The following is a 17,964-nucleotide window of genomic DNA, read 5'->3' on the forward strand; positions in this document are numbered from 1 at the left end:
CGCACCGATCAACCTGATTCTGTTCTGAAGAGGAAGCGATGCAATTCAACGACATTCTCGCCGCGCTCGACGTCGATCTGGCCCGCTGGCAAGGCAGCGCGCTGACCGCCCGGTCGCCCGTCGACGGCGCGACGCTCGCGACGCTCGCCGCCGACAGCCCGGCCGAAACCGAGCGCAAGATCGACGCCGCGCATCAAGCGTTCCTCAAGTGGCGCACGGTGCCCGCGCCCGTGCGCGGCGAGCTCGTGCGCGTGTTCGGCAACGTGCTGCGCGAGCACAAGGCGGCGCTCGGCCGGCTCGTCACGCTCGAAGCGGGCAAGATCGCGTCCGAGGGCCTCGGCGAAGTGCAGGAGATGATCGACATCTGCGATTTCGCGGTCGGCCTGTCGCGGCAGTTGTATGGGCTCACGATCGCGTCCGAGCGCCCCGGCCACCGGATGATGGAAACCTGGCATCCGCTCGGCGTGTGCGGCGTGATCTCCGCGTTCAATTTCCCGGTTGCCGTGTGGTCGTGGAACGCGGCGCTCGCGTTGGTCTGCGGCGATCCGGTCGTCTGGAAGCCGTCCGAGAAGACGCCGCTCACCGCGATCGCGTGCCATGCGCTGTTCGCGAAGGCGGTGCGCGAATTCGACGAGACGCATCCGGGCGTCGTGCCGGACGGGTTGCATCAGCTCGTGCTCGGCGGCCGCGACGTCGGCGAGACGCTCGCCGCTTCGCCGAAGGTGCCGCTCGTGTCCGCGACGGGCAGCGTGCGAATGGGCATCGAGGTCGCGCAGGTGCTGAGCCGGCGCCTCGCGCGCAGCATTCTCGAGCTCGGCGGCAACAACGGGATGATCGTCGCGCCGAGCGCGGATCTCGATCTCGTCGTGCGCGCGGTCACGTTCGCCGCGGTCGGCACCGCGGGCCAGCGCTGCACGACGCTGCGCCGGCTGATCGTGCATCGCGGCGTCGCCGATCAATTGCTGCCGCGCCTCGAGAAGGCGTTCGCATCGGTGAAGGTCGGCGATCCGCTCGAGACGGGTACGCTCGTCGGCCCGCTGATCGACCGCGCGGCATTCGACGCGATGCAAAAGGCGCTCGCCGATGCGCGCGAGCAGGGCGGCGACGTGAAGGGCGGCGAGCGCGTCGAGTTCGGCCATGCGGACGCGTACTACGTTCGCCCGGCGCTCGTGCGGATGCCGAAGCAGACGGCCGTCGTCACGCGCGAGACGTTCGCGCCGATTCTCTACGTGCTCGTCTACGACGACTTCGGCGACGCGCTCGCGATCCACAACGGCGTGCCGCAAGGGCTGTCGTCGGCGATCTTCACGAACGACGTGCGCGAGGCCGAGCAGTTCATGTCGGCGGCGGGCAGCGATTGCGGGATCGTCAACGTGAACATCGGCACGAGCGGCGCGGAAATCGGCGGCGCGTTCGGCGGCGAAAAGGAGACGGGCGGCGGCCGCGAATCGGGCTCCGACGCATGGAAGAGCTACATGCGCCGTGCGACCAACACGATCAACTACAGCCGCGAATTGCCGCTCGCGCAGGGCGTGAAGTTCGACGTGTAAGCGGCGGGCGCCGATGGCGGTGCGCCTCGCGGTCAGCCCGCCTGCTGAGCGTTCGCGAAGCAGCCGCAGCCGATCGTGCGGAGCGCGTCGCCGTCGCGCACGACGAAAAGCGCGTCGAGCCCGCGGCGTTCGGCGTGCGCGCGTCCCGCCCGTTCGCCGAGCACCATCAGCGCGGTCGCGTACGCGTCCGCGTCGGTGCAGGTTCGCGCGACGACCGTGACCGACGCGATGCCGCCGCGCAGCGGCGCCCCGGCGCGCGGATCCATCGTGTGCGAAATGCGCCGGCCGCCGACGTCGGCCCAGTGCCGGTAGTCGCCGGACGTCGCGACGGCCGCGTCGACGAGATCGATCGCGCCCATCGCGCCGCGCCGGTCGTAGTCGGGCGCTTCGAGCGCGATCGTCCACGGTGAGCCGTCCGGCTTGCATCCGCGCGCACGCAGCTCGCCGTCGATGCCGACGATCCACGCGCCGATGCCGTGGCGATCGAGCACGCGCGCGAGCTCGTCGACGCCGAAGCCTTTCGCGATCCCGCACAGATCGAATGCGACGTTCGCGAGCCGGCGTGCGCGGCCGCGCGCGATGTCGACTTCGAGCAGTTCGTCGATCGGGCGGCACGGCGACGGCGATGCGCCGCGGATGTCCGATGCGCGGCGCGCGCAGGTCGCGTTCGGCACGTTCGCCGCTTCGGCCGGGCTCGCTGCTTGTTCGCCCGCCGCGGCTCCCGGCCCGAATCCCCATGCATCGACCAGCGCGCCGACGCCGATATTGAACGCGTTGTCCGTCTCGCGACCGATTTCCTGCGCGCGCACGAGCACCGTCGCGAGGTTCGCGGAGATCGGCATCCAACAGCCGGGCGTGGCGCGATTGAGCCGCGACAGGTCCGAGTCCGCCTGCCAGTTCGACATCTGCGCGTCGACCGCGCGCACCGCCGCGTCGAGCTCCGCGGCGATCGCGTTCGCGTCGGCCGTCGGCGGCGCGTGGAACTGCGCGCTGTAGCGCGTGCCCATCGTCGCGCCGCTCACGCGGCAGCGATTCAGCCGCGCGCCGGGCGACCATTCAATAGACGTCTTCGACATAGCGCCCCTGCATCTTCAAGCGCGCGACGGACGAGCCGGAGTCCGCCAGGATGCGCTCCCACGCATGCGCGACGCCATCGGCCATCGCGCGGCCGCCGCACACCATGATCTGCGCGCCATGCGCGACGAGATTGCGCAGATTGCGCGCGTCGGCGATGAGCCGGTCCTGCACGTAGGCTCGCCGCTCCGCGCGCGAGAACGCGGTCGTCAGCGCGCGCAGCCGGCGGTCGCGGACGAGGCCGTCGAGTTCGTCGCGATACGGGAAGCCGTCGTCTGCGTTGCGCGCGCCGAAGTACAGATGCATCGGACGGCGCGCCGCGTTGTGCCGGATGAAGCCGATCAGCGGACCGATACCGGTGCCCGCGCCGATCAGGATCACGGGCGCGTCGCCCGCGTGCGGCCGGAAGCACGCATGCGCTCGAATGAACGCGTTGATCGTGTCGCCCGGTTGCAGGCCGGTGAGGTAGCTCGAGCACGCACCGTTCGGATGGCGCCGCACGCAGATCTCGACGACGCCGTCCGGCGACGCGCTCGCGAGCGAGTAGTAGCGCGGCGATGTCCCGCCCGGCGGCACGACGCCGAGCAGATCGCCGGTCTCGAACGGCGGCAGCCGCCGTCTTGCGAGCGCTGCCCATCGCGCGGCCGGGCGGCCGGCGTGCCCGGCTCGCTCTGCGGGGGCGAAGCGCAGCACCGACGTCACGGTCTGCGGATCGGCGCCGTAGTCGTCGCGCGCGACGAGCGTGAGCGGCATCGTTCGCGGCAGCGTCGGCGTGTAGCGGATGTCGAGCGCGAGCCCGAGCGCGTCGCCGAGCTGTGCGCACCACGCGCGAAATTCGTGCTCCGACTGCCGGTCGACCGTGCCGAGATCGAGCAACGGCGTCGAGCCCTTCGCGACGAGCGCGTCGTGGGCGCTCCGCGCGTAGCCGCAGAACCGCGGAAACTGGCGGTCGCCGAAACCGAGCACCGCGAACGAGGCCGGTTGCGCCGCCGACAGCCGCGCGAGCTTCGACAGGAACTGCTGCGCGCCGCCCGGCGCGTCGCCGTCGCCGTAGGTCGCGGTCAGCACGAGCAAGCGCCGTGCATGGCGGTAGTCGCGGGCGACGTCGTTCATCGATGCGACGTGCACGCGCAGGCCCGCCTGCGCGAGCGCCGCATGCAGCGCCGACGCGAAGCCCCACGTGCTGTTGCCTTCGCTGCCGACGAGCAGCACGGTGTCGGCATCGCGCGCCGACGCGTTACCTGCGAGCTTCGGCTGCGCGCGACGCCGGCGCGCCCACAGCATCACGCCCGTTACCGCGAGGAGCGGCGTCGATAGCGATGTTGCGCCCAACACGAGCCCGAGCCACCATAATCCTTCGCCCGTATGCAGCATCTTCACGATCGCGTGCAGGCGCTGCCAGCCGTCGGCGGGCTGGTAGGCAAGCGAGGCGCCCGTCGACGGATCGACGAAGCCGGCGCCGTTCGTCGTCTTCAATTCGATGACGCCGCGCGGATCGTCCGGCGCGGGAAACGTCAGTTGGCGCAGCGCCGAGACATCGGTCGCGCGCAGCGCCGCCATGTGCGTGACGGGCATTGTCGTTTTCGCGGGGGCGGCGGCGATGTCCGAATCCGCATCGGGCGCGGGCGTCGACGCCGCGCCACGCTCGGGGATCACGCCGAATGTCGTCAGCGACAGCGCGAGCCCCGTGAACGCCGACAGCACGAGTCCCGCGAGCGCGACGCGCGCGGTTTCGTTGTGCAGCCGCTGCAATCCGTCGCCGCGGACCCGGCCGGGCAGGCGCCGCCAGCCGCCCATTCGGCGCGCGAGCAGCGCGAGCCCGGACAGCGCGATGAACAGCATCGCCGCGGCGGTCACGCCCGCCGCGATTTGCCCCGTGTCGCCGAGAAGGAACTTGCGGTGCAGGTTCGTCAGCCAGCGCACGACGGGCGACGGCCGATAATCGGCGACCGGCGCGCCCGTCGACGGATCGACGATCGACGCGCGCTGTCCGTCGGCGGTCGCGTAATACGCGACGATCTCGCCGGACGGCCGGCGCACGAGCTTCTCGACGCCCGTCACTTGCGCGCTCACCCGGCCGGCGAGCGTCGCGACGTCGGGCGGCGCGTTGGGCATGCCGGCGACGGCCGCGCGCTCGAGCGCGGGCTGGATCGACAGCGCCGCGCCCGTCAGCGTGACGACGATCAAGAGCGCGGCGGCGATCAGGCCGGGAATCGAATGAAGCTTGCGCAGCATGGGGTGCCTCTTGTCTTCGTGTTACAGCGAATAGCGGAACGACTTCACGTAGCCGCGGCCCCTGACCGCCTTGCCGGCGCCCGCCGTCGTCAACGGCACGACGACTTCCGACGCGTTCTCGTTCATGTCCTCGACCGCGGTGTCGATGTGGATTTCGTAGCCGGCGTCGAGCAGCGCGTCGGCGACGTCGAGCGTCGCGCGCAGCGTCTTGCCCGCGCCAACGCTCGCGCCCGTGATGCCGTCGAGCCGCTCCGATCCGCCCGTCGCGCGATACCAGTCGCGCAGGTGCCGGTAGTACTTCGTCTGGCGGCCGGCCATCCACAGCGTGCCCTGGTGGCGACCCGCGCGATCGGTGACGTACAGGACGACGTACGCGCCATCGCCGCCGTAATTGGTGAGCTGCGTCTCGAACGTGACCTGGCGCGCAGAGGCGAGCGACGGCGCGGCGAGCGCGCCTGCGAGCGCCGCGATGGGCAATGCGTGTTTCATCCGGGTTCTCCTGGTTTCGGTGAGGACGGCGGCGATGCGCCGGGTTGCGTGCGGCCGGTTCGGGCCGGCGTCGCTTGGGGCGACGCCGCCCTTGCGATGGCGGCGGGGCCGACGCGGTATCCGGCCGTGCCGGCCGCACGACCCGCATCCGTTGCCGCACATCTCTATTGCGCGGGCTTTCGTCGCCGTTTCGCGACCGGGCGTGGTGACTCGCGGCTGCACGCGGCCGAGCCGGATGCCGATGCGTCGCCGACCGGCGTTCTGCATCGGTCGTGCCGGCCGTATGCGCCGCATTCGCTGCGGCATATCCCGTTCAGCTGCGTTTCGTCGCCGCTTGACGACTGCGTGCGGGCATTCACGGCCGCACGCGGTCGAGCCGGATGCCTGCTCCGTCGCAGGCCGTCGATCGGCCGTCGGCCGGACCGTCGGCGCGGCGAAACGCAGGCGCGCCGGCGCCACGGCGCGGCAGCGCCGCGCGCCGCGACTCAGCGAATCTGCACGTCGGGCTTCGAGCCGGGCTTCAGCACGCCGCCCGACGGCGCGCCCGCCGGCGGGCCGTTCGCGGGAGCTTGCGCGCCCGGCGCGCGGCCATGGTCGTTGTCATCGTCGTGGTCGCGCTTGCGGTCGTCTTCGCGCTTCATCCGCACGACGTCGAGCGTCACGGGATCGAGCTTCGCCTTGAAGCGCTTGCCGTCGGCGTCGTGGCCCTTGATTTCGTAGCAGCCGTCGTCGGCCTTCAGCTTGTCGACGCGCCAGCCTTTCTGCTGCGCCATCGCGCGCACCGCGTCGCGCGGCTTCCAGTCGGCGAGCGGCGCGCGGCAGTCGTCGCCGTCGTCCGCCATCGCCGCGCGGATGCCGACTGCGCCGACGAGCACGAGCGATGCGAGCGACGCGAGCGCCACGCCCTTGATCAGTCGCGGGGTTTTCATTGCGTGATATCTCCTGTCCGGATCGTCGGGCTCTACAATGCGCTCGGTACCTGAAGCGAAGCTTGCGGACGCGAAGCTTTTTCTTCATGTTTGCTTCAGGTTCGCGTGGCAGAGTCGCGCCACTCCATTCTTCAGGACACGCGCATGAGAGTGCTTCTCGTCGAAGACGATCCGTGGCTCGGCGAGGCCGTCCGCGTCCAGATCGAGAAGGACGGGCATCCGGCCGATTTCGTCGGCAACCTCGCCGACGCGCGCCGGCACATCGCGGTGGCGACCTACGATCTGATCCTGCTCGATCTGCTGCTGCCCGACGGCCGCGGGCTCGATTTCCTGCGCGAGCTGCGCGCGGGCGGCTCGACGGTGCCCGTCATCATCCTGACCGCGCTCGATCAGGTCGCGAACCGGATCGCCGGGCTGAACGCCGGCGCCGACGACTATCTCGTGAAGCCGTTCGACCTGTCCGAGCTGTCCGCGCGCGTGAGCGCGGTCGCGCGCCGCTATTCGGGCAATCCGAATCCGCTCGTGAAGCTCGGCGAGCTGGCGATCGACACCGCCGTGCACAGCGTGAAGCGCGGCGATGCGCGAGTCGACCTGACCGCGAGCGAATGGGCGCTCCTCGAAACCTTGATCCAGCATCCGGGGATGATCCTGTCGAAATCGCAGCTCGAAGCGCGGCTGTATTCGTTCAACGACGAAGTCGGGAGCAACACGATCGAAGTTCACGTGAGCCGCCTGCGCAAGAAGCTCGGCGCCGACATGATCGAGACCGTGCGAGGCCTCGGCTACCGGTTGAGGCGGGACTAGCGATGCTGCGCAGCCTGCAGGGACGGCTCGCGGCGGCGCTCGTGGCGGGCTTCGTCGCGCTGTCGCTCGCGGCCGGGACGGCGGCGTTCTACGTGTTGCGCACCGAGGTCGAGCGGATGTCCGACAGCGCGCTGCAGGAGACCGCGCAGCGGCTGCTGCCGCTCGCCGTGATGGACATCGTCGGGCGCGATTCGGACGGCGACGACGGCGGCGGTGACGGCGGTGGCCGCATCGCGGCGGTCCGTCCGCACGACGAACTGCTGACGTACGTCGTGCGCGACGAAACCGGCAAGCTGCTGCTGCGGTCGCACGACGCGGACGCGTCGATTTTTCCGGAGGATCTGAAAGCGGGCTTTGCCCGTACCGCGACGCATCGGGTCTACGCGGAGACGGTGCTGCAGGGCACGGTCACGCTGCTGATCGCGGAGCCGCTCGCGACGCGCCGGCGCGCGGAAGTGCAGGCGGCGTTCGCGGTCGTCAGGCCGCTCTTGCTGTTCCTGCCTGCCGGCCTGTTCGGGATCTGGCTGATCGTGCGCTCGGGCTTGAGGCCGATCCGGCGCTTCTGCGACGCGATCGCCGCGCGCGGCCGGAACGATCTGACACCGCTCGACAAGGGCGGGCTGCCGACCGAGATCGCGCCCGTCGCCGATGCGGTCACCGAGCTGATGGCGCGCCTCGATCGCGCGCTCGCCGCCGAGCGCAGCTTCACCGCGAACAGCGCGCACGAGCTGCGCACGCCGCTCGCCGCGGCGCTCGCGCAGACACAGCGGCTGGCCGCCGAAGCGCCGTCCGAGCCGCTGCGCGAGCGCGCGGAGCGGGTCGAGGGGGCGCTGCACACGCTGTCGCGGGTCAGCGAGCAGTTGATGCAACTCGCGAAGGCCGAGGACGGGCGCGTGCTTGCCGATACGCCGCAGGATCTGCGGCCGGTGCTGTCGCTCGTCGTCGACGATTTCCGGCGCGTCGCGCGCAATCGCGCGATTGCGCTCGATCTACCCGACGCGCCCGTGACGTCGCGGATCGATCCGGACGCGTTCGCGATCGTCGTGCGCAATCTGGTCGAGAACGCGCTCAAGCACGGCTCGGCGGCGGAGCCGGTGCAGGTCGCGCTGTCGGCGGCGGGCGCGCTCAGCGTGACGAACCGCGGGCCGGTGCTGGCGGCCGCCGAGCTGGAGCGTTTGACGAAGCCGTTCGAGCGCGGCGCGACGGCGGCGAAGGGCTCCGGCCTCGGGCTCGCGATCGTCGACGCGATCGCGAAGGGCGCGGGCGCGTCGCTCACGCTGCGCTCGCCGGCGCCGGGCAGCGTGGATGGAGTTCGGGCGGTGGTCGACGGGCTGGCGCTCGGCGACGATCGGGCGAGGAGGGCGTGAGATTGCAATCGGCGTGACCGAGGCGAGCTGCTCGATTGCCGCTCGCGCAGGGCGCGAAGTTCGCGCGCAAACGGCAGGCGCGGCCGCTCGGAAGCGCGCGGGCGGTCCGCTTGCGGGCCGCCCGAAGAAAAGGCTCGGAATCGATCCCGAGCCTTTTTCCTGTCGCGATTCCGGCATCGCGCCGATTCCGGTCATCGACGCGCGCGGCCGACCATGTCAGGCCGCCGCGAGCGTTCGGCGAGCGTTTGCCCCGATCGTGGCCCGGTAGCGGAGTCCGACGGCATGTCGCATTTCGTCGAGACCGGCGCTCGGCGCGAAGGCGGATCGGCAAATGATGGCGAAAGGCGTCAGAACCAGCTGGATATCCAACCCGCGATTCCCTTGAACGTACTCTTGATGCTGTCCCAGGCGTTCTTGAGCCATGCGACGACATCTTTTACGACGCCCACGATGAAATCTGCAATCTTGTTGAAAAGATCGTTGAAGAAGTTGCCGATCTTATCCATCAAGGCAACGATGGGGTGCTGAAGCTCGGGGTGTTCCAGTCCGATTTGGATCGCCGTGTCGAAAATCTTGTCGATTCTCGCATTGGAATCCTCCTTCGCCTTTTTTCTCAGTTCTTCCATCTTCTTTTTGAATTCCTCGATGGAAGCCGGAGAAGCTCCGGAACTCTTCAGCGCTTCGGTTGCGCCGACGATGCCGGACTCGATTCCGCTCGCTTCTTCCTGTCCTGACGATTGAGCGTCGATTTGCAGCCCCTTCAGCAAGTCGCGGTCCTGCGCCGAAAGCTGGGCGGAGGACTCCTGGGCGGCGGCGAAATATGACGCGAGTTGACGCGATGCGGCATAGCGCCCGGACGAGGTTTGACCGAGAGAGGATTTGTAATGCGTGCGCATTTCCTCCAGGACATCGACAAATTGGCTCATTTTTGCGGCTCCTCGAAAAAGCACGGATTCAATTTGAATGTGAGAGCCGTGCCGATCATCTCTCGTCTAAAGAGTAGGATTTATTCAATGACGAATACCCACCATTTTTGTTAGCTTGACATTTTCCGGGATGGGTGTTTTTTGGGCGGCGGCGGCGGGCAATCGTGTCGATGCGCGAACCGCGCCGAACATGGCTCACGAGCGGCAGGCACGGACGAAGGCCGCCGCTCGTCGGATTTGCCGTACCGGGCCGCCGACAGGCGCAGTTCCGGCGCGCTGCCGACCGCTTACGCGCCGGTTCGCGCCGCAGTCGAGCCCCGCACGATCAACTCCCCGGGCAGCACCAGCGTGCGCGCGGACATCGCCGGATCGGCGAGCCGCTGCGTCAGCAACTGCATCGCGTTCTTGCCGATTTCGTAGACGGGCTGGGCGATCACCGTCACGCCGGGCGTGACGAGATCCGTCCACGCGTCGTTGTCGAAGCCCGCGAGCGCGACATCGTCCGGCACGCGCGCGCCGTGCTCGCGCAGCGCGCGATACGCGCCGAGCAGCAGCAGGCCGTTGCTCGCGACGATCGCGTCGGGCCGCGCGGCCGCGTCGCCCGCGAGCCATGCGCGCACACGCGCGTGCGCGGCCTGCGGATGCGGATCGACGAACTCCGCTTCGGCCGGCAACGCGTGGCGGCGCAGCGCGTCGACGAACGCCGCATGTCGTTCGCGGCCGGTCGTGCTCGCGTTGCCGAACAGTCCCGCGACGCGCCGGTAGCCGCGCTCGACGAGGTGCTCGACGAGCCGCGTCGCCGCGTCGCGGTTGTCGAGCGTGACCGCATCGGCCGCGCCCGCCGGTCCCGCGCGGTCGATCATCACGACCGGAAACGCGTGCGCGCGCGCATCGAAATGCCGCGCGGCGTCGTACGTCGGCGAATAGATGACGCCCGTCACGCGCTCGCTCTCCATCAGCCGCAGGTACATCGCTTCCTTTTCCGGATTCTCGTCGGTGTTGCACAGGATCACGCGCATCCCTTGCGCATACGCGGCGTCCTCGACCGCGCGGCTCACCTCGGTGAAGAAAGAGTTGCGCACGTCGGAGACGATGAGGCCGATCGTCGCGGTGTCGCCCGAGCGCAGCCGGCGCGCGGCCGCGTTCGGCCGGTAATCGAGCCGCTCGATCACCTCGAGCACGCGCCGGCGCACGGTGTCGCGCACCGGACCGTTGTTCGACAGCACGCGCGAGACCGTCGTGACCGACACGCCCGCCGCTTCCGCGACATCCTTGATTCGTAACGCCATGGCAACTGGAATCGATTTCTTTCCGGATCGGTATTTACCCTGAATCCGGACGGCGGAAACAAAGTCCGGCGCATGCGCCGCCGCCGCCCGTGGACAGGCCGTTCGCCCATTCTAGCGAGGGTTGCCGCACATTTCACGCAGTTTCCGGAAATCGGGGAACGCTTGACGGTGAAAGTGGTATCGATTTCAATACGCACATTCCAACGACTCATCTCAGGAGACGCGATGCCGCCGTTGCTCACTGCGGAACTCGTCCGGCTCGGCGCGGAGGCCGGCTCGAAACACGACGCGATCAGCCAGGCTGGCGCGCTGCTCGTCGCGGCGGGCGTCATCGAGCCCGGCTACGTCGACAGCCTGCACGGCCGCGAGACAGTGTCGAACACGTATCTCGGCAGCGGCGTCGCGATTCCGCACGGGCTGCAGGAGGATCGCCATCTGATCCGCCGCACGGGCGTCGCGGTGCTGCAGGTGCCGGACGGCGTCGAGTGGCGGGGCGGCGAGCGCGCGCGTCTCGTCGTCGCGATCGCCGCGCAGTCCGACGAGCACATCGCGCTGTTGCAGCGCCTGACCCGGCTGATCGGCGATCCGCCGCAGCTCGAGCGGCTGCTCGCCGCGCGCGATCCGCAAGCGATCGTCGACGCGCTGAACGGCACGGGCGCCGCGCGCGCGGCAGGCGCCGCCGGCGCGGCGGCCGCCGTCGTCGAGGCGACGCCCGCCGACTACGCGCACAAGGTCGACGTGATCCTCGACTACCCGCACGGCCTGCACGCGCGGCCCGCGAGCGCGTGGGTCGCGACCGCGAAGCGGTATCAGGCGGCGCTGCGCGTGCGCCACGGCGACGTCGCCGCCGATCCGAAGAATCTCGTCAGCCTGCTGCAGCTCGGCGCGACCGCGCAGGCGCGGCTCGTCGTGTCCGCGCAGGGCGTCGACGCGGCCGACGCGCTCGCGGCGCTCGCGCGCACGATCGAAGCGCTCGCCGCCGAGGAGCATGCGCGCGCGGCGGCCGCGCAGGCGCGCCGGCAAAGCGTGCAGCCCGCGCTGTGGACGCCGGAGGATCCGGCGACCGCGATCGAAGGGATCGGCGCGGGGCCGGGCCTCGTGACGGGGCCGGTGCGCGTGCTGCGCGCGACGCGCGTCGACATCGAAGACAGGCCGGGCGACACGCTCGACGCGACGCATCGTCTCGACCAGGCGCTGGTCGAGACCGCCGCCGAGCTCGACGCGCTCGCGCGCGAGACCGCGTCGCGGCTCGGCGCGGCCGAAGGCGAAATCTTCGTCGCGCAGCGCGAGCTGCTGAACGACGCCGAGCTGCTCGGCGAGACCGCGCGCCTGATCGTCGACGGGCACGGGCTCGCGTGGGCGTGGCATCAGGCCGCCGGGGCGCAGGCCGAACGGCTCGCCGCGCTGCCCGATCCGCTCCTCGCCGCGCGCGCGGCCGACCTGCGCGACGTCGCGCGGCGCGTGCTGCGGCATCTCGGCGAGACGGGCGCGGGCGACGCGACGGGCGGGCGCGGCGACGCAAACGCGCCGTCGATCCTGATCGCCGAGGACCTGACGCCGTCCGACACCGCGCAGCTCGACCCGGCCGTGACGCTCGGCTTCTGCACGGTCGCGGGCGGCCCGACGTCGCACACGGCGATCCTCGCGCGCACGCTCGGCGTGCCGGCGGCGGTCGCGTGCGGCGCGAAGCTGATGGATGTCGCCGACGGCGCGCGCGCGGTGCTCGACGGCAACGCGGGGCGGCTGTACGTCGGCGTGTCGGCGCGCGACGCCGAGCGCGCGCGGCAAGTCGAGCAGCGCCTGCTCGAGGAGCGGCGGCGCGCGAGCGCGAACCGCGCGCTGCCCGCGGCGACGCTCGACGGCCACGTGCTCGAGATCGGCGCGAACATCACGCGGCCGGACCAGGTCGCCGACGCGCTCGCGCAGGGCGCGGACGGCGTCGGCCTGATGCGCACCGAGTTCCTGTTCCTCGAGCGCCGCGACGCGCCCGACGAGGACGAGCAATACGCGTGCTACAAGCAGATGGTCGACGCGAGCGGCGGCCGGCGGCTCATCATCCGCACGCTCGACATCGGCGGCGACAAGCAGGTGCCGTATCTGAACCTGCCGCGCGAATCGAATCCGTTCCTCGGCGTGCGCGGACTGCGCCTGTGCCTGCGGCGTCCCGATCTGTTCGTGCCGCAGCTTCGCGCGCTCTATCGCGCGGCGAAGGACGGGCCGCTCTCGATCATGTTCCCGATGGTGTCGACGCTCGACGAGGCGCGCCAGGCGATCGCGCTCGCCGAGACCGTGCGCGCGGAGCTCGACGCGCCGAAGGCGCCGCTCGGCATCATGGTCGAGACGCCGTCGGCCGCCGCGCTCGCCGATCACTTCGCGGAGATCGTCGATTTCTTCTCGGTCGGCACGAACGATTTGACGCAATACGTGCTCGCGATCGATCGCGAGCATCCGGAGCTCGCGCGGCTCGCCGAAAGCCTGCATCCGGCCGTGCTGCGGATGATCAAGCAGACGGTCGACGGCGCGCGCCGTCATCGCAAGTGGGTCGGCGTGTGCGGCGGGCTCGCGGGCGATCCGCTCGGCGCGTCGATTCTCGCGGGGCTGGGCGTCGACGAGCTGTCGATGAGCGCGCGCGACGTCGCGGCGGTGAAGACGCGGCTGCGCGGCGCGCGGCTCGACGCGCTGCAGGCGCTCGCGCGGCGCGCGCTCGACTGCGCGGACGTCGATGCGGTGCGCGCGCTCGATTCGGCCGAGATCCGGGCGGCCGCATGACGACCGTCGTGACCGTGACGCCGCATCCGGCGCTCGACCAGACCGTGCGCGTGCCGAACCTGACGCTCGGCGACGTGAACCGCGCGGCGTCGCTCGAATTCAACGCGGGCGGCAAGGGCGTGAACGTCGCCGGCTGCCTCGCCGACTACGGGATCGCGACGATCGCGACCGGGCTGCTCGGCGCGGCCGACAGCGCGGCGTTCGACGCGATGTTCGCCGACAAGCGGATCGCGGACCGCTTCGTGCGGATCGCGGGGCGTACGCGGATCAACGTGAAGCTCGTCGATCCGGCGCGCGGCGAGACGACCGACATCAATCTCGCGACGTCGCTGCCGACGCCGGACGACGTCGCGGCGCTCGAGCGCCGGATGATCGAGCTCGCGGCGCCCGGCCGCTGGTTCGTGCTCGCGGGCAGCCTGCCGCCGGGCGTCGACGCGTCGTTCTACCGGCGCGCGACGCGCGCGCTGCACGGCGCGGGCGCGCGCGTCGCGCTCGACACGAGCGGCGCGCCGCTCGCCGATGCGCTCGCGGCCGACGATCCGCGCGAGCTGCCGGATCTCGTGAAGCCGAATCTCGCGGAGCTCGAAGCGGCGCTCGGCCGCGCGTTGGGCGACGACGACGCGATCGTGCACGCCGCGTGCGAGCTCGCCGCGCGCGGGATCGCGTATGTCGTCGTGTCGCTTGGCGCGAAGGGCGCGTTGGGGGTCGCGGCGGATGTCGCGGCGGGGGCTTCGGGAGCATCGGAAGCGTCGGGGGCATCGGGGGCATCGGAAGCGCCAGCGGTATCGAAGGCGTCGGTCGCATCGAAGGCATCGGTCGGATCGCGGACGTTCGATGCGGGGGAGTCGTCGAAGCGGGCGACCGGGGAGACCGTGGACGCGCTCGCATCTTCGAGCGCGTCGTCGGGGGGCGACGGGCGGCCGTCGTCGACGGGACGGTCGGCATCACCCGCATTGACATCACCCGCATCGACATCGCCCGCATCGACATCGACAACCGCAGGCGCATCGACCTCGCCGCAACGCACCCCTCCGCAACGCACCCCTCCGCATCCGGCCATCTATCGGATCTTCCGCGCGACGCCGCCGCGCGTGCCCGTCGCGAGCACGGTCGGCGCGGGCGATGCGTTCGTCGCCGGGCTCGTCGCGAGCCTGACCGAAGCGCGCGCGTGGGGCGACGCGGGCCGTCGCGCGACCGCGTTCGCGGCCGCGAAGCTCGCGCGCGTCGGCCCGCATCTGCCCGATCGCGCGACGCTCGACGCGCTCGCCGCGCAGGTCGAAGTCGAGACTTTCACGCTGGCCGCCGCGGCGGACGGCGTCGTTCATTCATGAGCCGGCAGGCCGGAGACAGTAATGGAAAAATTGATCGGACTCGTGGCGGCGCCGGCGCGGACGGCCGCGCCGACCTTCGCCGCGCACGCGCTGAACCGCGCGGCGCGAGCGCGCGGCATCGCGCTTGCGCTCGAGACGCGCAGCGCGCTCGGCGTGCAGACGCCGTTGTCCGCCGACCAGATCGGCGCGGCGAGCGTCGTGCTGATCGCCGCGGACGACTCGGCGTCGATCGACGAAGCGCCGTTCGCCGGCAAGACGATTCACCGCGTGTCGGTCGACGACGCGATCCGCGACGCGGACGCGGTGCTCGCGCGCGCGGCGGGCCGCGCGTCTGACGCGGCCGTCGCGGCTGCGTTCGCGCAGACGGCAAACGGTGCGACGCCCGTCGGCGGCGCGGTGCCGGCGGCTTCGCGCGCGGCGTTGCAAGCGGCAGGCGGCGCGCCGGCCGCCTCGCTCGCGGCGGCGCGTTCCGGCGTTGCCGAAGCGCCGCGCGCGCCGGCCGCGGCGTCGACCGACGCCCGTCCGCTGAAGATCGTCGCGATCACGTCGTGCCCGACCGGCATCGCACATACGTTCATGGCGGCCGAGGGGCTCGCGCAAGGCGCGCAGGCGCTCGGCCATGCGATCCACGTCGAGACGCAGGGCTCCGTCGGCGCGCAGAACAAGCTGACCGACGCGCAGATCGACGAAGCGGACCTCGTCGTGATCGCCGCCGACACGCAGGTGGACAAGAGCCGCTTCAAGGGCAAGCGGCTCTACGAGACGGGCACGAAGGGCGCGATCGGCAAGGGCGCGGCGCTGATCGAGAGGGCGATCGTCGAGGCGCGCATCGAAGGCGGCGCGGCGGCGGGCGCTGGCGCGGGCGCGGCGGCGCTCGCCGATCAGGTCGCGGCCGCGAAGCAGGCGCGCGCCGCGAAAGCGGGCGGCCCGTATCGGCATCTGATGACGGGCGTGTCGTACATGCTGCCGTTCGTCGTCGCGGGCGGCCTGCTGATTGCGCTGTCGTTCGCGCTCGGCGGCATCTACGCGTTCGACGACGCGCACAAGGGCACGCTCGCGTGGTCGCTGTTCCAGATCGGCGCGAAGTCGGCGTTCGCGCTGATCGTGCCGGTGCTGTCCGGCTATATCGCGTACTCGATTGCCGACCGGCCGGGCATCACGCCGGGGATGGTCGGCGGGATGCTGGCCGCGAGCCTGAATGCCGGCTTTCTTGGCGGGATCGCGTCGGGCTTCCTCGCGGGCTACGCGGCGCTCCTGATCAACCGCCATCTGAAGCTGCATCGCAACCTCGAAGGGCTGAAGCCGGTGCTGATCATTCCGCTCGTGTCGACGCTCATCGTCGGGTTGTTGATGATCTACGTCGTCGGCTCGCCCGTCGCGGCCGCGCTGCACGCGCTCGAAGGCTGGCTGCGCTCGATGCAGGCGGGCAGCGCGGTCGTGCTCGGGCTGATCCTCGGCGGGATGATGGCGGTCGACATGGGCGGCCCGGTGAACAAGGCCGCGTATGCGTTCAGCGCGGGGCTGATCGCGAGCCACGTCTATACGCCGATGGCGGCGACGATGGCGGCCGGGATGACGCCGCCTCTCGGCATCGCGCTCGCGACCTGGCTGTTTCGCCAGCGCTTCGGCGCCGAGGAGCGCGAAGCGGGGAAGGCGGCCGCGGTGCTCGGCATCGCGTTCATCACCGAAGGCGCGATTCCGTTCGCGGCGCGCGATCCGATGCGCGTGATTCCCGCGTGCATCGCCGGCTCGGCGGTGACGGGCGCGATCTCGATGGCGGCGGGCGCCGAGCTGAAGGTGCCGCACGGCGGGATTTTCGTGCTGCCGATTCCGAACGCGGTCACGCATCTCGGCGTGTATGCGCTGGCGATCGTCGTCGGCACGCTCGTGACGGCGGTTGCGGTCGGCGCGCTGAAGCAGACGCCGCGGCCGGCGGCTGCGGGCGCTTGAAGTCGGGACGGCGGGCGGCGGCCGCCTGCCGTGCGTCGTGCGAGATTCGAGATTCGAAGCGCGGTGCGCGACTTCGACGACGTGCGATGTCGCGCACCGACGCCGCTCGCGTCGCGCCGCCATGCTTCACAGCCTGGCATCGACGCGCGGCGTTCCAATGAGCGGAACGGCCGGTCCGATTTCCCGCGAGTGTGCTTCCATCGCGACCGGGCTGACGATACATTCCGTGAGTCGGTCGCCGATGCGCAAACCGAATCCGGCGGCCGACGCCCCCGTTCGCGGGCGCCGATGCGACATGTCTCGTCGATGCCTTTTACAATCGAATCCGCCGTCGCTGCGTCGTCGGCGGCGGTCCGAGGCCTTCGGGCAGGCTCCGGCGCGAATTTCGGCTCGAATCCGCGATCCATCCATCGTTCCGGGACAAACCAGTGAGTGACAGCGCTTTTATCAACGAATTCGGGCAGCCGATCGGCGCGCCGGTGCCCGACTGGCAGCCGCGTTCCGCGCTGCCGCGCACGCCGATGCAAGGCCGGTTCTGCCGGGTCGAGCCGGTCGACGTGAGCCGGCATGCGGACGACCTGTATGCGGCGTACGCATCGGCCGCCGACGGCCGCGACTGGACGTACATGAGCGCCGGCCCCTTTGCCGACGCCGCGCGCTATCGCGCGTATCTCGCGAAGGCGGCCGAAACCGACGATCCGCTGCACCATGCGATCGTCGATCTGGCGACGGGCAAGGCGGTCGGCACCTGCGCGCTGATGCGGACCGACCGGGCGAACGGCGTGACCGAAGTCGGATTCGTCGCCTATTCGCCGCTGCTGCAGAAGACGTGCGCGGGCACCGAAGTGATGTTCCTGCTGATGCAGCGCGTGTTCGACGAGCTCGGCTATCGCCGCTTCGAATGGAAATGCGACAGCCTCAACGCGCCGTCGCGCGCGGCGGCGCTTCGCTACGGCTTCACGTACGAGGGGCTGTTCCGGCAGGCCGTCGTCTACAAGGGACGGTCGCGCGACACCGCGTGGTATTCGGTCGTCGACCATGAATGGCCGGCGTTGCGGTCGGCCTTCCGGCGGTGGCTCGCCGCGGAGAATTTCGACGAGCGGGGGCGTCAGCGGCAGTCGCTCGCCGCGTTGATCGCGGCGTCGCGCGGCAGCGACGCCTGACGCGTGCGAACGGCGCAGATGCGGGTGCCGGGCGCATCGAGCGGGCGAGCCGCTCGACCGTCGAGCGGATTCGAGCGCGGCGGCGATG

General features: G+C 70.8%; 13 protein-coding genes. 7 read left to right on the top strand and 6 right to left on the bottom strand.

The window, feature by feature from the left end; genetic code table 11:
* Positions 1–38 precede the first annotated feature (38 nt).
* Positions 39–1,550: an L-piperidine-6-carboxylate dehydrogenase gene (gene amaB / locus BG90_RS24940; RefSeq protein WP_010109407.1), complete on the top strand. Its 1,512-nt coding sequence runs from the start codon at positions 39–41 to the stop codon at positions 1,548–1,550.
* 32 nt (positions 1,551–1,582) lie between these two features.
* On the opposite strand, the gene BG90_RS24945 is transcribed toward amaB, so the two are convergent.
* From BG90_RS24945 to BG90_RS24960, 4 genes are all read right to left on the bottom strand, one after another.
* Positions 1,583–2,626: an FAD:protein FMN transferase gene (locus tag BG90_RS24945; RefSeq protein ID WP_010119428.1), complete on the bottom strand. Its 1,044-nt coding sequence runs from the start codon at positions 2,624–2,626 to the stop codon at positions 1,583–1,585.
* Entirely contained in the window at positions 2,607–4,859 is a 2,253-nt protein-coding gene (locus BG90_RS24950) for a PepSY domain-containing protein (RefSeq protein WP_010119426.1), read from the bottom strand. The genes BG90_RS24945 and BG90_RS24950 overlap by 20 nt, the downstream gene beginning before the upstream one ends.
* 21 nt (positions 4,860–4,880) lie before the next feature.
* Positions 4,881–5,348, bottom strand: coding sequence for a DUF2271 domain-containing protein (locus BG90_RS24955; RefSeq protein ID WP_010109404.1), 468 nt, complete (start codon positions 5,346–5,348; stop codon positions 4,881–4,883).
* 485 nt (positions 5,349–5,833) lie between these two features.
* Positions 5,834–6,277: a PepSY domain-containing protein gene (locus tag BG90_RS24960; protein WP_045568435.1), complete on the bottom strand. Its 444-nt coding sequence runs from the start codon at positions 6,275–6,277 to the stop codon at positions 5,834–5,836.
* Between the two features lie 144 nt (positions 6,278–6,421).
* Between BG90_RS24960 and BG90_RS24965 the strand changes: the two genes are divergently transcribed.
* Positions 6,422–7,081 (top strand): response regulator, encoded by a 660-nt coding sequence (locus BG90_RS24965; RefSeq protein ID WP_010122161.1) that lies wholly within the window; start codon positions 6,422–6,424, stop codon positions 7,079–7,081.
* 2 nt (positions 7,082–7,083) lie between these two features.
* A complete protein-coding gene (locus BG90_RS24970; protein ID WP_010109399.1) occupies positions 7,084–8,448 on the top strand; it encodes a sensor histidine kinase in 1,365 nt (454 codons plus the stop codon).
* A 347-nt stretch (positions 8,449–8,795) separates the two neighbouring features.
* On the opposite strand, the gene BG90_RS24975 is transcribed toward BG90_RS24970, so the two are convergent.
* Together BG90_RS24975 and BG90_RS24980 are read right to left on the bottom strand one after the other, a co-directional pair.
* A complete protein-coding gene (locus BG90_RS24975) occupies positions 8,796–9,374 on the bottom strand; it encodes a hypothetical protein (RefSeq protein WP_010122159.1) in 579 nt (192 codons plus the stop codon).
* A gap of 287 nt (positions 9,375–9,661) precedes the next feature.
* Positions 9,662–10,663, bottom strand: coding sequence for a LacI family DNA-binding transcriptional regulator (locus tag BG90_RS24980; RefSeq protein ID WP_010122157.1), 1,002 nt, complete (start codon positions 10,661–10,663; stop codon positions 9,662–9,664).
* 225 nt (positions 10,664–10,888) lie between these two features.
* On the opposite strand from BG90_RS24980, the gene ptsP reads away from it, so the two are divergent.
* From ptsP to BG90_RS25000, 4 genes are all read left to right on the top strand, one after another.
* Positions 10,889–13,432, top strand: coding sequence for a phosphoenolpyruvate--protein phosphotransferase (gene ptsP, locus BG90_RS24985; RefSeq protein WP_045568436.1), 2,544 nt, complete (start codon positions 10,889–10,891; stop codon positions 13,430–13,432).
* Positions 13,429–14,763 carry a 1-phosphofructokinase family hexose kinase gene (locus tag BG90_RS37760; RefSeq protein ID WP_261341659.1) on the top strand — a complete coding sequence of 445 codons (1,335 nt, stop codon included), beginning with the start codon at positions 13,429–13,431 and terminating at the stop codon, positions 14,761–14,763. The genes ptsP and BG90_RS37760 overlap by 4 nt, the downstream gene beginning before the upstream one ends.
* A gap of 21 nt (positions 14,764–14,784) precedes the next feature.
* Positions 14,785–16,713 carry a PTS fructose-like transporter subunit IIB gene (locus BG90_RS24995; protein ID WP_045568437.1) on the top strand — a complete coding sequence of 643 codons (1,929 nt, stop codon included), beginning with the start codon at positions 14,785–14,787 and terminating at the stop codon, positions 16,711–16,713.
* Between the two features lie 428 nt (positions 16,714–17,141).
* Positions 17,142–17,876, top strand: a complete 735-nt coding sequence (locus tag BG90_RS25000) for a GNAT family N-acetyltransferase (protein ID WP_010119412.1) — start codon at positions 17,142–17,144, stop codon at positions 17,874–17,876.
* The last annotated feature ends 88 nt before the right edge of the window (positions 17,877–17,964 follow it).

The organism is Burkholderia oklahomensis C6786, from assembly GCF_000959365.1.
Lineage (GTDB): Bacteria > Pseudomonadota > Gammaproteobacteria > Burkholderiales > Burkholderiaceae > Burkholderia > Burkholderia oklahomensis.